This is a genomic window from Paractinoplanes polyasparticus, from assembly GCF_019710575.1.
Lineage (GTDB): Bacteria > Actinomycetota > Actinomycetes > Mycobacteriales > Micromonosporaceae > Actinoplanes > Actinoplanes polyasparticus.
In genome coordinates this window covers 95,273-110,152 of the sequence record NZ_JAHWFK010000050.1, presented here as the reverse complement: position 1 = coordinate 110,152, position 14,880 = coordinate 95,273, and the positions used below count along the sequence as shown (strand labels likewise).

Below are 14,880 nucleotides of genomic sequence, written 5' to 3'. Positions count from 1 at the left end.
GATCGGCTCGTGACCACTGTCGATCTTCGGAATCTGACCGGTGTGGACGCCGTGCTCGCGAGAGCGCGCGCGGGTCTGCGCCGGCTCGACCCCCACGAGACGCGGGCGGCCGTCACGGCCGGTGCGCTGCTCATCGACACGCGCACCGACGTGCAGCGCCGGCAGCAGGGTTCGCTGCCCGGAGCGATTGTCATCGACCGTACGGTGCTGGAATGGCGACTCGATCCGGAGTCGCCGCACCGCATCCCCGAGGCGGCCGACCCGGACCGGGTGATCGTGGTGGTGTGCCGGCAGGGCTACAGCTCCAGCTTGGCCGCCGCCAGCCTGCGCGCGGTCGGGCTGCGCAACGCGACCGACCTTGCCGGCGGGGTCGAGGCCTGGCTGGCCGCGGGTCTGCCGACGACCACCGGCCCCGAGGACGTGCGCTTCTGATGCCACTGCTTTTCTCGTACGGAACCCTGCGCGACCCAGCCGTGCAGAGAGCCAATTTCGGCCGTACATTGGACGGCCGCAACGACAGCATCGTCGGCTACCGCCTCGACCTGCTCGAGATCGCCGACGCCGAGGTGGTCGCCCTCAGCGGCGAATCCCACCACCCGATTCTCGTCGCCACCGGCGCGCCCGAGGACACGGTCGACGGCTCGGTCTTCGAGCTCACCGAGGACGAGCTGCTGCGCGCCGACGACTACGAGGTCGACGACTACCAGCGCCTGGAGGTGCCGCTGACTTCCGGCGGCACCGCCTGGGCGTACGTCAGTCACGGCCCCTGAGATATCGGAGCGCCCGCTGCCGGGCGGCCGCGGCGCTCCAGCACATGCCGGCGAACAGACAGGCGAGCGTCAGCGAGAGCCCGACCTGGAACCAGTTGTCGTCCAGAGCGGCACGCTTTCAGTACCGGGATCGGTAGCGTCGGCGCCGGCGGCGGGGGTCGCTGAGGACGCTGCGGCCCACGAAGAAGGCCAAGCCGACGATCACCGCCAGCAGGCCGCCGATCAGCGGCAGGTTGACCGACGACGAGGCCGGCGTGGCCGACCCGGACGAGGCCAGCGCCGGGCCCCCGCCGCCGCTGTTGCTGACCGGGGTCACGGCCGGCGGCGGCGCGGTGGGCAGCGACTCGAAGTCGACCAGGGTGCTGCTCTCGAGCAGGGTCAGGTGGGTCATCACGAACTGGTTGGCCCGCTGGGCCAGCTTGCGGATCGTGTCGTTGCGGGTGCTCGTCCGGATCGTCGCGATGGCCGGGAAGATCTTGCCGTGGGCCGCCCGCAGCCGGTCGATGTAGATCTGGTCGAACTCCTCGCCCTCGGCGTCGCGCATCTCGGCCAGCCAGCCCTGCTGGTCCTCGTTGGGCTTGTCGGGGAGCTTGATGGTCAGCTTGCGGGCCGCGTCGCGGACCATCTTGTCGAGCACGACGTGCTGGTCGGCGATGTCGCGCCCGATCTTCTTGATCTTCGGGTTGTTCGACCGCTCCTGGGCCATCTCGCCGGCCGGGATCTCCCACAGTCCGGCCAGCCGCACCTTGACCGCGAAGTCCTTGTCGGCCGCGGCGACGTCGCCGTCGCCGGTGTCGGAGATCAGCCCGTTGGGCGGCAGCGGCACTCCGGGTTCCGCGTGTGCGGCGCTCGGTTGGAGCAGGAGCACGGCCGTCGCGGCGACCATCAAGCCCGGCAACAGGCGGTTCCGGCGGAACAAGCGATCGACGGCGGACACGTCAACTTCCTCCAACTGCTCGGCGGACCCCCTGCTGGGCCTTGATACGGACCGGACCCCGCGCGCGGATCAAAGAAAGTCCACAGATTTCGGCCCCGCGACGCCGTGTTTGCCTGCCGTAGCGGCGGGTAGCCAGGGCCGCTGAAGGACTTACCAACCGGGAGGCTCCCTTGCATGCCATGGTCTATCGCGGCCCGTACCGGGTGCGTGTCGAGCAGAAGGACCGGCCTTCGATCGAGCACCCCAACGACGCGATCGTGCGGGTCACCCGGGCCGCGATCTGCGGCTCCGACCTGCACCTGTATCACGGGATGATGCCGGACACGCGGGTCGGCTCGACCTTCGGCCACGAGTTCGTGGGCGTGGTCGACGAGATCGGCTCGTCGGTGCAGAACCTCGCGGTCGGCGACCGGGTCATGGTGCCGTTCAACATCTTCTGCGGCACGTGTTTCTTCTGCGCCCGGGGGCTCTACTCGAACTGCCACAACGTCAACCCGAACGCCACCGCGGTCGGCGGCATCTACGGCTACTCGCACACCACCGGCGGCTACGACGGCGGTCAGGCCGAGTACGTCCGGGTGCCTTTCGCTGACGTCGGCCCCACCCTCATCCCCGACTGGCTGGACGAGGAGGACGCGGTGCTGCTCACCGACGCCGTGGCCACCGGCTACTTCGGCGCCCAGCTGGGCGACATCAAGGAGGGCGACGTGGTCGTCGTCTTCGGGGCCGGCCCGGTCGGCCTGTACGCGGCGGCGTCGTCGTGGCTGATGGGCGCGGGCCGGGTGATCGTGATCGACCACCTCGACTACCGACTGGCCAAGGCCCGCACGTTCGCCCATGCCGAGACGATCAACTTCACCGAGCACGACGACATCGTCGTGCACATGAAGAAGCTGACCGACCACCTCGGCGCCGACGTGGCCATCGACGCCGTCGGGGCCGAGGCCGACGGCAACCTGCTCCAGCACGTGACGGCGGCCAAGCTGAAGCTGCAGGGCGGTTCGCCGATCGCGCTCAACTGGGCGATCGACTCGGTTCGCAAGGGCGGGACGATCTCGGTGATGGGCGCATACGGCCCGATGTTCAGCGCCGTCAAGTTCGGCGACGCGATGAACAAGGGACTGACGCTGCGGATGAACCAGACCCCGGTGAAGCGGCAGTGGCCGCGGCTGTTCGAGCACGTGCGCAACGGCTATCTCAAGCCGAACGAGATCGTGACGCACCGGATCCCGCTCGAGCACATCGCCGAGGCTTACCACATGTTCTCGGCCAAGCTCGACGGCTGCATCAAGCCGCTGATCGTCCCGTCCGCCTGAGGGGGAACCATGGCCTACACGCCCGACAAGCCCAAGCTGGCCGAGACCAGCGAGCAGTTGCGCGCCCGCATCCCCGGGTGGGGCGCCGACCTCGACCCCCGGGACCGTCCGTCGGTGCCGCGGGAGCAGTTCGATCCGACGTTCAGCGGGGCCCACTGGGAGTTCCCCGAGCGCCAGCCCGAGCTGTCGCCGCGGGAGCGGTCGATCGAGCACGCCTTCCTGACTCCGGTCTTCGGCACCTCCTGCCCGCCGCGGGGCCTCTCCGGCATGATCCGCCGCTACTCGTACGCGAAATACAGCGAGGGCCGGGCGGCGCACTGGCTGCTGCTGCTCGCCTCGGACCGGGTCGACGCGGTGGAGAGCACGCTGCGCTCGTTCGTCTCGCGCCGCCCCGACAACCCGGTCACCGAGACCGGCGTGCTCGCCGAGGGGTCCCGGCACGGTCTGCGGTCCCGCCGCGAGGGCCGGCGCGCGGACAAGGTCCACCACCCGCTCGACCCGATCATCGTGGCCGCGCCGTGGGTGCTGGGCGCCGGTCTCGCGTACGCCGTGCTTCGCCGCGTCGTCGGCCGGGCCCGCGGCTGACAGCTGATTCGCCAGTTCTGCCGCCCGGGGGTCAGCACCCCCAAAAAGACGGGGGCCAGCACGATGGCCGCCGGAGCCGCGAATTCGTACGTTGAGGTCTCGTTCCGATGTGGAAACAGGGGGACCCGTGGAGACGAATTCTCGACACCGGCGTACGGCGATCCGGGCGGCCGCGGTGGCCACCGCGGCCGTGCTGGCCGTCTCGGCGATAGGCGCTGTTCCGGCCGCGGCGGCTGTCTCGCCTCGTTCCGAACTGCAGACCGCCCTCGACGATCTGCGCGATCTGGGCATCGTCGGCGCCCAAGGGGAGATCTCGGCCGGCCGCCACAACGTCGTGGCGCGCAGCGGGGTGGCCGACCGGCACAGCGGCCGGCCGATGCCGCTCGAAGGCCGGTTCCGGATCGGCAGCAACACCAAGACGTTCGTCTCGGTCGTGGTGCTTCAACTGGTCGGTGAGGGCAGGCTGTCGCTGGACGACACGGTCGAGCGCCGGCTGCCCGGCGTGGTGTCGGGCAACGGCAACGACGGGCGCCGGATCACCGTGCGGCAGCTGCTTCAGCACACCAGTGGCCTGCACAACTACACCGAAGATCTGGCCGCGCTGGGCTCGGCCGAGGACTACCGGGCGCACCGGTTCGACCATTACGATCCGGCGGACCTGGTCGCCCTGGCGATGAAGCACGAGCCGAGCTTCCGGCCCGGAGCGCGGTGGGAGTACTCGAACACCAACTACATCCTGGCCGGCATGATCATCGAGCGGGTCACCGGCCGGTCGTGGGCGACGGAGGTGCGGTCGCGGATCCTGCGCCCGCTGGGTCTGCACGACACGTCGTACCCGCAGGACAGATCCACCCTGCCCCGCCCGCATGCCCGGTCGTACCAGCAGTTCGGCCCGGGCGACCCGTTGATCGACGTCACCGAGTTCAACCCGACAGCGGCCGGCGCCGCGGGCGGCATGGTGAGCACGACGGCCGACCTGACCCGCTTCTGGCGCGCGGTGCAGCGCGGCGAGCTGCTGCGGCCGGCGCAGGCCGCCCAGATGCACCGGACGGTGCTCGCCGACGGCATGCAGGACATCGTGCCCGGCATCCGGTACGGACTGGGCATCTTCGAAGTGCCGAACGACTGCGGCGGCTTCTGGGGACACCCCGGTGACGTCGTCGGCACCAGCACCTTCAACGGTGTCTCGGGCGTCGGCGACCGGGCCGTGGTGCTCTATCGCACCACGGGGCTCGCCGACGCGGCCCCGTCGGCCGCCGTGGACAGCCGCATCCTCCGGCTCGTCGACGACGTCCTCTGCTGAACGTTTCCCGGTGCTCGCCGGGGCAGGTGAGCACCGGGAACACTCTCAGGAGGCGAAGACCGCCGTCAGCTCGTCGGGTTGCGGGGAGCCCGCCGATCGCGCCTTGCTCAGGGCGATGGAGGCGGCGTGCAGATACGCGCGGTCCCCGCTGGCGACGTATTGCGCGCGCAACAGCGCGGCGATCTCGTTCGCGGTGGCGAGGCGGGCTTCGGCGTCGGCGGTCTTGAACATGGGCACACTTTCTTGATCCAGGAACGAACCATGATGCGCCGCCGGAACCGGCGGCGCATCAACCGAACCGGTGATTGCTTTTCTACTCGAAGAACTTCAGGCCGAAGCCCGTGGTCGATGTCGCGCCGGGGACGTTCGCTCGGGTGTAGGTGCTGTTGCCCCACCAAACGAAGCTCCCGGTGTACCAGTAGCGGTTCTCCCAGGCGTACGGCGTGCCTTTGGGAACCGCGTGATACATCACCGGGAAGCGCGGGCCGGCCGGCGGGCTCGTGGCGATGTCGCCGTTGAGCAACACGAACGTGTGGTGGCCGGGCCCGTTGGCGTGGAGCGTGGGATCCCAGCCGGCCATCATGGTGGCCCGGTTCGAGCCGAACTGGCAGCCGTTCGACTTGTACCAGTCCCAGACGTACGTGGGATCGCCGCCCGCCCGCAGCCGCAGATCGGCCAGGCAGTACTGGTCGCTCCAGCTGCCGTTGGCCGAGTAGACGATGTGCAGCTGGCCGTTGGGATCGCGGATCGGCTCGGGACCCTCGTTGATGAACGGGTTGCCGACGACGCGCTCCCAGCTCTCCCGCGGCTGCGAGATGACGAACCGCGCGCCGGTGGTGGCAGTCGGGCTGCTCATCCGGGCGATGTAGAGGTTCTGTTCCACGTTGGTGGCGCCGGCCCAGCCCGACCAGACGAACCAGCGCTGCCCGTTGAAGACGAACATGGCGCCGTCGATGGCCCACCGGTCGTCGGGCAGGGCCATCCGCGTCTCGGCCGTGTAGCCGCTGTCGGCGGACGTCGAGCTGATCACGTACATCCGGTGCGCGGCGCCGCGCCCGGCCGAGAAGTAGATGTAGAAGCGGCCGTTGTCGGTGGCGATCTCGGGCGCCCACACCTCACCGAGGTTGCGGGTGTCGCTCCACACCTGACGGGCGGCGGCCGAGGCCAGCCCGTCGGTCGACGAGGACTGCCGGACGGCGATGCCGCCACCGGTCGACTGCACCGAGATGTACGTGCCGCCGACGCGCAGCACGCTGGGGTCGGCCGCGCGCATCGAGGTCTGCCCGGCGGCGGCGGGGGAGGCGAGGCCCAGCGTTGCGGCTATCAGCAGCGCGGAGGCGAGGGCGAGGTGTCGCTTTTTCATGGGGACTCCCGGGGGATGGGGGATCTCCCGAGAATCCGACTCGTTTTACAGCGTTGTCAACGCGTAAAGAGGCAGGAATCGTCGAAAACGGGCATCAGGCCAGCTCGCGGGGCTTCTCGGCCGAGGGCTCGTCGCGCAGGTAGAGATACCAGTACGACGTGGCCACGAAGACGACCGCGCCGACCAGGTTGCCCAGGAAGGCGAAGGCCCAGTTGCGCAAGGTGTCGTCCCAGCCCAGGCCGGGGACGCCGGCGAAGATCGCGGCCGGCAGGAAGAACATGTTGGCCACGACGTGGTCGAAGCCCATCGCGACGAACGCCATGATCGGGAAGAAGATGACCAGGACCTTGCCGGAGAGCGTGTCGGCGGCCAGCGACATCCAGACGGCCAGGCAGACCAGCCAGTTGCAGCCGACCGCGCGCAGGAACACCTGCCAGTTGTTCTCGTGCACGGCCTTGGCCTCGGCGATCGACGCCAGCCGGTCGTAGGTCATCGCGCCCGAGGTGCCCGCGTCGCTGCCGATGCTGCCGATCACCCCGGTCTGAACGGCGAGGAAGTAGGCGACGAACAGGGCGCCGAGCACATTGCCGATCAGCACCAGCGTCAGGTTGCGGGCCATGTCGCCCTTGGAGATCCGGCGCTGCATGGCGCTGATCGGCACCAGAAGCATGTTGCCGGTCAGCAGGTGGGAGCCGGCGACCAGCACGAGCACCAGGCCCAGGGTGAACGCGGTCCCGGTGAACAGGGTGGGCAGGCTGCCCCACGTGCGCGGGTCGAGACCGGAGGACACGGCGATGGCGACGAGGCCGCCGAAGGCGATGTACGCGCCGGCGAGGAACGACCCCACCAGCACCTTGTCCCAGCGCAGCTCGGCCTTCTTGACACCGGTGGCGACGGCGGCGTGGGCGATGTCCGAGGGTTCTTTGGCGGGCATGCCGGCCGCATACCCGGCGCGGCGGCGATCAGGCCAGCCAGCCGGGGCGGATCAGACCGGCCTCGTACGCGAAGACGACCAGCTGGGCCCGGTCGCGGGCGCCCAGCTTGATCATCGTGCGGCTGACGTGGGTCTTCGCGGTGGCCGGGCTGATCACCAGGCGGGCCGCGATCTCGTCGTTCGAGAGCCCCTCGGCCACCAGCACCAGCACCTCGCGCTCGCGGTCGGTCAGCTGGTCGAGAGTGGCCGGTGGAGCGGCCGGCGAGCGGCCGTGAGCGCCACCGGCGAACTCGCCGATCACCCGGCGCGTGACGCCGGGAGACAGCAGCCCGTCACCCGCCGCGACGGCGCGCACGCCGCGGATCAGCTCGACGGGCTCGGTGTCCTTGACCAGGAAGCCGGACGCGCCCAGGCGCAGCGCCTCGAAGACGTACTCGTCGAGCTCGAAGGTCGTCAGGATGACCACCCGGGTGCCGGACAGCGACGGGTCGGCGGCGATGCGACGGGTCGCTTCCAGACCGTCGACGCCGGGCATGCGGATGTCCATCAGCACGACATCGGGCTTGGTCTGCTGCGCCTGGGCGACCGCCTGAAGCCCGTCGGCCGCCTCGCCCACCACCTCGATGTCGGGTTCCGCATTGAGCAGGGCCCGGAAACCGGCCCGCACGAGAAGTTGGTCGTCCGCCAGCACCACCGAGATCACTCCACCGCTCCTTCGCTCGCCATCCGCCCGGACACCACGTCGCCGGGCGGGGCCACGTCGCCGGGCCGGGTCGCATCGTCGGGCGGGGCCACGTCGCCGGGCCGGGTCGCATCGTCGGGCCGGGTCACGTCGTTGGGCCGGGTCGCGTCGCCGGGCCGGGCCGCGTCGCCGAGCGGGGACGCGTCGTTGGGCCGGGTCGCGTCGTTGGGCCGGGTCGCGTCGCCGGGCCGGGCCGCGTCGCCGAGCGGGGACGCGTCGCCGTCGCCGACCGCGGGAAGCAGCACCGACACGAGGAAGCCATCGGGCACCGGGCCCGCCTCCAGGGTTCCGCCGAGGCTCTGCGCGCGCGCCCGCATGCCGGCGATTCCGGTGCCGGGCGGGCCGCCCTCGGCCGGCGCCGGGGCGTTGGCCGTGTCGTTGCGGATGGCCAGGTGTAAGGCGGTAGGCAGGTAGTCGACCGAAACCATCGCGGTGGCGCCTGGGCCGGCGTGGCGGCGGATGTTGGTCAGGGCCTCTTGGACGATGCGGTAGGCGGCCCGGTCGACCTCGGGCGGCAGCGGGCGCACCTCGCCGGTCACCTTGGTCTCGACCGGAAGGCCGGCGTCGGCGGTCAGGTCGTGCAGGCGGCTCAGGCCCAGGGCGGGCTGGCGGGGGGCTGCTTCGTCCTCGGTGCGCAGGGCGCCCAGCACCGAGCGCACCTCGCGCAGCGCCTCCGAGCTGGCCGTCTTGATCGCCGACAGCGCCTCACGGGCCTGCTCGGGGCGGTTGTCCATGAGGTGCAGGCCGACGCCGGCCTGCACGTTGATCAGCGAAAGGTGGTGGCCGATCACGTCGTGCAGCTCGCGGGCGATGCGCAGCCGCTCTTCCGAGGCCTGGCGGCGCTGTTGTTCCTCCTCGGCCCGTTCGCGTTCGGCCCGCACCTTGACCATCTGCGCCATCTGCTCACCCTTGATCTTGGCGATGCCGCCCAGGAAGATCGCCGCGACCAGCGCGATACCGAGCAGCAGCGCCTCGCGCAGCCCCGGCCGCACCGCCCCGGGCAGAGACAGGGGGCCGGCGAAGACCCAGAAGACCAGCAGGTAGATGGCATAGGCGACCCCGGCGCTGATGAACGCGGTGGTGCGCCGCCCGCAGCAGCCGAGCTGGAACAGCGCCACGATGGGCGCGACCGTCCAGAACCAGTGCGGCTCGGCGACCGTGGCGAAGCCGAGCGACGCCGCGGTCGCGATCACGAACGCCGCGACCGGGTAGCGCCGCCGGAGGAGCAGGGCGAACGGCCCGACCAGGAGCAGGATGTAGAGCGCCGGGCGCATGGCGACGAGGATGTGCCCCTCGCCGGCCTGCTGCTTGGCCCCCAGGGCCTGGAACAGCCCGGCCCCGATGGCCGCGCCGGCGCCGGGCCCCCGGAACTGTCCGGGGATCGGTGGCGACCCGTGGAACCGCCCGGTGCGGTATTCGCGCGCCCACGGCGGCATCGGCGGCCCGTGCATGTGCCTCATGCTCCTGCCCACGCCTCCGCTCCTTCCGTAGTCGCATCGTCCCGCCCGAACGCATCGCGCCCCGCACGAGCGCGTCGCTCCGCATGAAGCGAGGCGCGTCGCTCCGCATGAAGCGAAGCGCGTCGCTCCGCATGAAGCGAAGCGCGTCGCCCCGGATGAAGCGAAGCGCGTCGCCCCGCAGGGAACGGAGCCAAGCGATGTGCACTGCCGAAGTTACGGCACCGGCGGGTCCGGGGGCATCGGAGCAGGGTTTGGTTTCGGCTACTCCCGGGGTCGTACGCCGGGTCGGGGTCGTGCGCCCCAGGTCGTACGCCCCGGGGCCGGTTCCCTCCCGGAGGCCGCCCGGAAGATGCTCCGCCGGGCCGACGCCCCGCGCCCCGAAAAGGCCGACTCTGGGAACACGACGCCGACCGAGGAGGACCCCATGCAACCCAACGAGAGCACCGGCACCAAACGCGTCCGCACGTCGGACAAGGAGCGGGAGCAGGTCGCCGAGATCCTGCGGGCGGCGATGACCGAGGGCCGGCTCGACCTCACCGAGGGCGAGGAGCGCCTGGCCCGGGCGTACGCCGCGAAGTTCCGCGACGAGCTCGGCCCGCTCACCGCCGACCTGCCCAACGGTGGCTGGACCGCCCTGGCCAACACCCCGGAGGCCCGGATCGCGACACGCCGGAGCCTCCGCCGGCACGGCTGGATCATCGTCTCGATCGCCATGATCCTGACCGGCCTGTGGATCATCTCGGGCGCTCAGTTCTTCTGGCCCGCCATCCCGCTCACGTTCCTGGTCATCGGCTTCTTCAAGCACGCCCGGTACCGCCGCTGGCAGCTGGAGTACAGCCTCGGTCACGGCGTGGCCCCGTGGAACCAGCCGGGCTACGGCGGCCCGGACCGGTTCCACAGTGGACATCGAGGTTGTTGATCAACCTGCCGTGAGCTGAAACCCTCCTCGAACAGAAGTTCGGGGAGGGGCAACACAGACATGATGGGTCCATCGCATGCTCTTTCCGGGGCAACCGCCTGGCTGGCCGGCACCTGGGCCCTGGACCACTTCGCCGGGTACGAGCAGTCGCCGCTCGCCGTGGGCGTCGGCGCCCTGGTGTGCGCGGGCGGCGCGCTGCTCCCCGACCTGGACCTGTCGGGCAAGGTCACCCGTAACCAGGGTGGCGCGACGGTGGCCCGTACGTTCGGGGTGTTCTCGCTGTTCGCGGCCGAGGTGATCGAGAAGGTGTCGCTGGGCGTCTACACGGCGACCAGGCTCAGCAAGGACCCGCGACGGACCAACGGCCACCGCACGTTCACCCACACCCTGCCCTTCGCCGCGCTCGTGGGCTGGGGCACGACGTGGTTGAGCGGCCACTACGGCAAGTGGGCGGTGGTCGGCATCGTCTTCGTCATGGCCGGTCTGGCGCTGCGCGGCCTGTTCGACAAGTGGGCCGAGCGGGCCGGCTGGGTCATCGTGACCCTCTGCTCGGCGGTGATCGCCTGGTTCACCGCGGCGAATCTGCCCGGCGACCGGGGTTATCCGATGCTGGGGTTCGCGGTGGCCGTGGGCTGCGTGGTGCACCTGTTCGGCGACATGATCACGTCGGCCGGGGTGCCCATTCTCTGGCCGGTGCCGACCGGTCGCCGCCTGTGGCGGATGGTCGGCGTGCCCAACAGCATGGCCATCCGGGTCGGCGGCAAGGTCGAGACCGTCGTCCTGCGTACGGCGTTCGTCACCATCTCGCTGATCGCCCTGGCCGGTATTTTCGCGCCCGGCCTGTTGCAAAAATTCGAACTCGACACCTTTTCTTGATCATCCGTATTCACTCTTTGGTGGTTGCGTTTCCCGGGCCGATAATTGCGGCGGCGTCCCTAATATCTCCTGCATCAAGCGAAAGCTTGGTGTGTAGAGAGAAAGGCGTTGTCATGAACAAGGTCTCGCGCGTGTTCGCCATGACCGGCCTGGCGGTTGCCGCCGGCCTCGCGATGGGCGCCGGCCCGGCCTCGGCGGCCCCCGCCGCCCCGGCCGCGAAGGGCTCCGCCGTTCAGGTCCAGGATCACAAGTTCAAGAGCAAGGACCGCGTCGTCGGTTACTACCGCACGATGCAGGCCTGCAACCGGGCCGGCAAGATCGGTGAGTTCCGCAACAAGTGGGACGACTTCGACTGCGACCGGGTGCAGCGTGGCTTCAAGCGCGGCTGGGTCGCCCTCGAGGCGCAGTGGGACGTCCGCGGCCACGGCCACGGCGGTCCGAAGGGTCACGGCCCGTGGGGTCACGGCCACCGGTGAGCTGATTTCCGGTGAATAAGCGAGGGCCGCACCCCGGCGACGGGTGCGGCCCTCGCTTTTATTCACAGCTGATTCACAGAGAAAGCTTCGATGGGAAGTGGAACGAATTCCCGCCATTCTTTCCACAATTCTTCCGGCACGTTTCCGCGCTCATCCTTTCGGCCGCACATCTTCGTCCGGCGGCTTGCCTCAGGTCGGGCCGGACCGGACCGATACCAGGCTCCGTGCTGACTACATCGGGTACGTCGCGGTACGCGGCGGGCCGCCTGCGTGCGCTGCGGGCCACCGGTCTGCTGGAGGCCGAGAGCGTCCACGCGCTCGACCGTGTGACGAGGCTGGCCGCGCGCATGCTGGCCGCGCCCACCGCGCTCGTGTCGCTGATCGACGAGGACCGGCAGCGCTTCGCCAGCGCGTACGGCCTCTCCGGTGAGCTCGCCGAGACCCGCGAGGCCCCGCTGTCGCACTCGTACTGCAAGCACGTCGTCGACGACCAGAGCCCCCTGATCGTCGGGGACGCCCGGCTCGACGCCCGGCTGCACGACAGCCCGGCGATCGCCGACTACGACGCCATCGCCTACGCCGGCATGCCGCTGCGCTCGCCCGACGGCCACGTGCTGGGTTCGTTCTGCGTCGTCGACTCGGTGCCGCGGCAGTGGAGCCTCGACGACATCGCCCTGCTGCACGACCTGGCCGAGTCGGCCGAGTCGGAGGTCGCGCTGCGGATGGCCCGGGCCGAGCAGGCCATCTCGTCAGCCCGGCTGAGCGCGGTGCTGAGCACTACTCACGACGCGTACATCTCGACCGACCTCGGCGGCGACGTGCTCGACTGGAACGCGGCCGCCGAGCGGATGTTCGGCTACCGCGCCGACGAGGCCGTCGGCCGCAACATCGCCGAACTGATCATTCCGGAGCGGTTCCGCGCCGACCACCTGGCCGGCATGAAGCGGGTCCGGGTCACCGGCGACTCCCAGCTCTCCGGCCAGCACCTGCGCATCGCCGCGCTCACCAGCACCGGCCGCGAGTTCCCGGCCGAGATGACCCTGCGGGTCGTGGCCGAGCCCGGCGGTCCGGTCTGCCACGCGTTCCTGCACGACATCACCGGCCGCATCGTCGCCACCGCGGAGATGGAGCAGCACCGCAAGAAGCTCGACGAGGAGCACGCCTTCCTCGAGGCGGTGCTCGACAGCGTCGACGTCGGCATCGCCGCCTGCGACAACGAGGGCCGGATGACCCTGCTCAACCGGGCCGCGCGCGGCGTGACCGATCAACCGGTCACGCCCGGCACGACGGCCGCGGAGTGGCTCTCGGCCTTCGAGGTGCACGAGCCCGACGGCCGTACGCCCATCGCCGACATGCCCCTGACCCGGGCTCGCGCCGGCGAGATCGTCGAGGGCCACCACATGGTGGTCAAGACGCCCGGCTCGTGGCGGCGGTTCGTCACCAACGGGCGGCCGATCGAGACCGGCGACAACCGGCGGCTGGGCGCGGTGGTGGCCTTTCACGACATCACCGAGGTCCACCGGGCCGAGGAGCTGCGCCGGGCCCGGCACGCGGTCGCGCAGGTGCTCTCCGACGCCACCAACGCCATGGACGCCGGGATCGAGGCGGTCGCTGCCATCACCGGCTCGCTGGGCTGGTCGTGCGGCGAGTACTGGCAGGTCACCGACGACCGCAAGAGCATCGTGCGGCACAGCTCGCACACCACCGGTGACCGTGACCTGTCGGCCTTCACGGGCGGCACCCCGCTCACCTTCGTACTCGGGGAGGGCCTGCCCGGACTCGTCTGGGCCCGCAACCGCGAGGTGTGGTGGGACACCGGTGAGATGCCGACCGACATGGTCGACGAGGGGCGGGCCACGCTGCACGAGGTCGGCATCCGGGTCGCGGTCGGGGTGCCGGTGCGCTCCGGCCGCCGCACCCTCGGGGTGCTCGCGTTCTACACCGACCAGAACCTGCCGTTCGACTCCGACACCGTGCAGATGCTGGACGCGGCCGCGGCGCACCTGGGCCGCTTCGTCGAGCGCCGGTGGGCCGAGGACATGTCGATCGCGCTGGCCGCCGCCCGCCGCAACTTCGACCGGATCGTCGCGCAGGTGAACGACTACGTCTGGACGGTCGAGGCGATCGCGGACCAGGAGCCGCGGCTGATCTACGCCAGCCCCAACGGCGTGGCGGTCTTCGGCGGCCCGGTCTCGGTGACGGAGCCGGCCACCCTCGCCCACCAGGTCCACCCGGAGGACATCGGGATCCTGGCCGAGTTCAACCGGAAGCTGCTCGCCGGCGAGCACGCCGAGATGGAGTGCCGTGTCGTCGGGCTGGACGGCGTGACCCGCTGGATCTGGACCCGGGCCGCCGCACGCTTCGAGGGCGACCGCGTTCTCTTCGACGGTCTCTCGACCGACGTGACCGAGCGGCACGAGCTCTCCGATCAGCGCGAGCGCCTGCTCGACCGGGAGCGCGAGCAGGTCGAGCGGCTGCGTGAGCTCGACCGGATGAAGGACGAGCTGTCGGCCCTGGTCATCCACGAGCTGCGCAACCCGGTGAGCGTCATCAAGGCGTACACCGAAGTGCTGCTCGAGAGCCCGGCGCTGGACGGCGCCGAGCGCAAGCACGCCACCGTTGTCGAACGCACCACCCGGCACCTGCAGGGGCTGGTCGACGACCTGCTCGACCTGGCCCGCCTGGACGCCGGCCACATCAGCATCGACCCGTGCCCGCTGGCCGCCGACGGCGTGCTGCGTGACGTGGTGGACGGCCAGCAGCCCAGCGCGGTGGCCAAGAGCCTGACGATCCACGCCTCGATCAAGCCGGAGCTGTGCGTGCTGGCCGACGCCCAGCGCCTGCGCCAGGCCCTGGACAACCTGGTATCCAACGCGGTCAAGTACACGCCCGAGGGCGGCACGGTCTCGGTGACGGCCGAGCACGACGGCGACGCCGTGGTCATCACGGTCAGCGACACCGGCATCGGCATCCCCGCCGAGCAGTACCCGCACCTGTTCAGCCGCTTCTTCCGGGCCAGCAACGCGCAGAAGGCCGGCATCAAGGGCACGGGCCTGGGCCTGGCCGTCACCAAGGCGATCGTCGACGCCCACGGCGGCACGCTGACGGCCCGGCCGGCGTCCGGCGGCGGCACCCAGTTCCGGCTGTCGCTGCCGGCGCCCGACTTCGCCGGTCAGCGGTAGTCGCTCTGTAGCCATCG

The 14,880-nt window shown here is 70.6% G+C and carries 15 protein-coding genes; 9 read left to right on the top strand and 6 right to left on the bottom strand.

All coding sequences use genetic code 11. The annotated features are described in order from the left end of the window. Positions 1-9: 9 nt before the first annotated feature. Positions 10-432: a rhodanese-like domain-containing protein gene (locus KXC43_RS40010; protein ID WP_308129478.1), complete on the top strand. Its 423-nt coding sequence runs from the start codon at positions 10-12 to the stop codon at positions 430-432. Beyond that, positions 432-770 (top strand): gamma-glutamylcyclotransferase family protein, encoded by a 339-nt coding sequence (locus tag KXC43_RS40005; protein WP_221381461.1) that lies wholly within the window; start codon positions 432-434, stop codon positions 768-770. The genes KXC43_RS40010 and KXC43_RS40005 overlap by 1 nt, the downstream gene beginning before the upstream one ends. A gap of 118 nt (positions 771-888) precedes the next feature. On the opposite strand, the gene KXC43_RS40000 is transcribed toward KXC43_RS40005, so the two are convergent. Further along, the gene (locus KXC43_RS40000) at positions 889-1,707 is read right to left on the bottom strand and encodes a DUF4142 domain-containing protein (RefSeq protein WP_308129477.1); all 819 of its coding nucleotides are present in this window, start codon (positions 1,705-1,707) and stop codon (positions 889-891) included. A gap of 179 nt (positions 1,708-1,886) precedes the next feature. Between KXC43_RS40000 and KXC43_RS39995 the strand changes: the two genes are divergently transcribed. From KXC43_RS39995 to KXC43_RS39985, 3 genes are all read left to right on the top strand, one after another. Then, complete coding sequence (locus KXC43_RS39995; protein ID WP_255645635.1) at positions 1,887-3,023, top strand: zinc-dependent alcohol dehydrogenase; 1,137 nt, start codon at positions 1,887-1,889, stop codon at positions 3,021-3,023. Between the two features lie 9 nt (positions 3,024-3,032). Beyond that, a complete protein-coding gene (locus tag KXC43_RS39990) occupies positions 3,033-3,608 on the top strand; it encodes a hypothetical protein (RefSeq protein WP_221381459.1) in 576 nt (191 codons plus the stop codon). Between the two features lie 127 nt (positions 3,609-3,735). Further along, complete coding sequence (locus KXC43_RS39985) at positions 3,736-4,911, top strand: serine hydrolase domain-containing protein (RefSeq protein ID WP_308129476.1); 1,176 nt, start codon at positions 3,736-3,738, stop codon at positions 4,909-4,911. Between the two features lie 45 nt (positions 4,912-4,956). Here KXC43_RS39985 and KXC43_RS39980 read toward each other — a convergent pair whose 3' ends face one another. The 5 genes from KXC43_RS39980 to KXC43_RS39960 all read right to left on the bottom strand — a co-directional run bounded on the left by KXC43_RS39980 (position 4,957) and on the right by KXC43_RS39960 (position 9,422). After that, a complete protein-coding gene (locus KXC43_RS39980) occupies positions 4,957-5,142 on the bottom strand; it encodes a hypothetical protein (protein ID WP_221381458.1) in 186 nt (61 codons plus the stop codon). An 82-nt stretch (positions 5,143-5,224) separates the two neighbouring features. Continuing rightward, positions 5,225-6,274, bottom strand: a complete 1,050-nt coding sequence (locus KXC43_RS39975) for a glycoside hydrolase family 43 protein (protein WP_221381457.1) — start codon at positions 6,272-6,274, stop codon at positions 5,225-5,227. A gap of 94 nt (positions 6,275-6,368) precedes the next feature. Further along, a complete protein-coding gene (locus KXC43_RS39970) occupies positions 6,369-7,208 on the bottom strand; it encodes a formate/nitrite transporter family protein (RefSeq protein WP_221381456.1) in 840 nt (279 codons plus the stop codon). A gap of 28 nt (positions 7,209-7,236) precedes the next feature. Further along, positions 7,237-7,911 carry a response regulator transcription factor gene (locus KXC43_RS39965; RefSeq protein WP_221381455.1) on the bottom strand — a complete coding sequence of 225 codons (675 nt, stop codon included), beginning with the start codon at positions 7,909-7,911 and terminating at the stop codon, positions 7,237-7,239. Next, on the bottom strand, positions 7,908-9,422 hold the full coding sequence (locus KXC43_RS39960) for a sensor histidine kinase (protein WP_308129475.1): 1,515 nt from the start codon (positions 9,420-9,422) through the stop codon (positions 7,908-7,910). Before KXC43_RS39960 ends, KXC43_RS39965 begins: the two co-directional genes overlap by 4 nt. Before the next feature lie 412 nt (positions 9,423-9,834). Between KXC43_RS39960 and KXC43_RS39955 the strand changes: the two genes are divergently transcribed. The 4 genes from KXC43_RS39955 to KXC43_RS39940 all read left to right on the top strand — a co-directional run bounded on the left by KXC43_RS39955 (position 9,835) and on the right by KXC43_RS39940 (position 14,863). Next, positions 9,835-10,329, top strand: coding sequence for a DUF1707 SHOCT-like domain-containing protein (locus tag KXC43_RS39955; RefSeq protein ID WP_221381454.1), 495 nt, complete (start codon positions 9,835-9,837; stop codon positions 10,327-10,329). A gap of 60 nt (positions 10,330-10,389) precedes the next feature. Then, positions 10,390-11,205: a metal-dependent hydrolase gene (locus tag KXC43_RS39950; protein ID WP_221381453.1), complete on the top strand. Its 816-nt coding sequence runs from the start codon at positions 10,390-10,392 to the stop codon at positions 11,203-11,205. A gap of 113 nt (positions 11,206-11,318) precedes the next feature. After that, positions 11,319-11,681, top strand: a complete 363-nt coding sequence (locus KXC43_RS39945) for a hypothetical protein (RefSeq protein WP_221381452.1) — start codon at positions 11,319-11,321, stop codon at positions 11,679-11,681. 224 nt (positions 11,682-11,905) lie between these two features. Next, on the top strand, positions 11,906-14,863 hold the full coding sequence (locus tag KXC43_RS39940; RefSeq protein WP_221381451.1) for a sensor histidine kinase: 2,958 nt from the start codon (positions 11,906-11,908) through the stop codon (positions 14,861-14,863). Positions 14,864-14,880: the final 17 nt, after the last annotated feature.

Coding starts and splice junctions, on each gene's coding strand:
- KXC43_RS39980 (WP_221381458.1), bottom strand. CDS start 5,142: ATGTTCAAGACCGCCGACGCCGAAGCCCGCCTCGCCACCGCGAACGAG.
- KXC43_RS39990 (WP_221381459.1), top strand. CDS start 3,033: ATGGCCTACACGCCCGACAAGCCCAAGCTGGCCGAGACCAGCGAGCAG.
- KXC43_RS39995 (WP_255645635.1), top strand. CDS start 1,887: ATGGTCTATCGCGGCCCGTACCGGGTGCGTGTCGAGCAGAAGGACCGG.
- KXC43_RS39955 (WP_221381454.1), top strand. CDS start 9,835: ATGCAACCCAACGAGAGCACCGGCACCAAACGCGTCCGCACGTCGGAC.
- KXC43_RS39975 (WP_221381457.1), bottom strand. CDS start 6,274: ATGAAAAAGCGACACCTCGCCCTCGCCTCCGCGCTGCTGATAGCCGCA.
- KXC43_RS39950 (WP_221381453.1), top strand. CDS start 10,390: ATGATGGGTCCATCGCATGCTCTTTCCGGGGCAACCGCCTGGCTGGCC.
- KXC43_RS40005 (WP_221381461.1), top strand. CDS start 432: ATGCCACTGCTTTTCTCGTACGGAACCCTGCGCGACCCAGCCGTGCAG.
- KXC43_RS39970 (WP_221381456.1), bottom strand. CDS start 7,208: ATGCCCGCCAAAGAACCCTCGGACATCGCCCACGCCGCCGTCGCCACC.
- KXC43_RS39945 (WP_221381452.1), top strand. CDS start 11,319: ATGAACAAGGTCTCGCGCGTGTTCGCCATGACCGGCCTGGCGGTTGCC.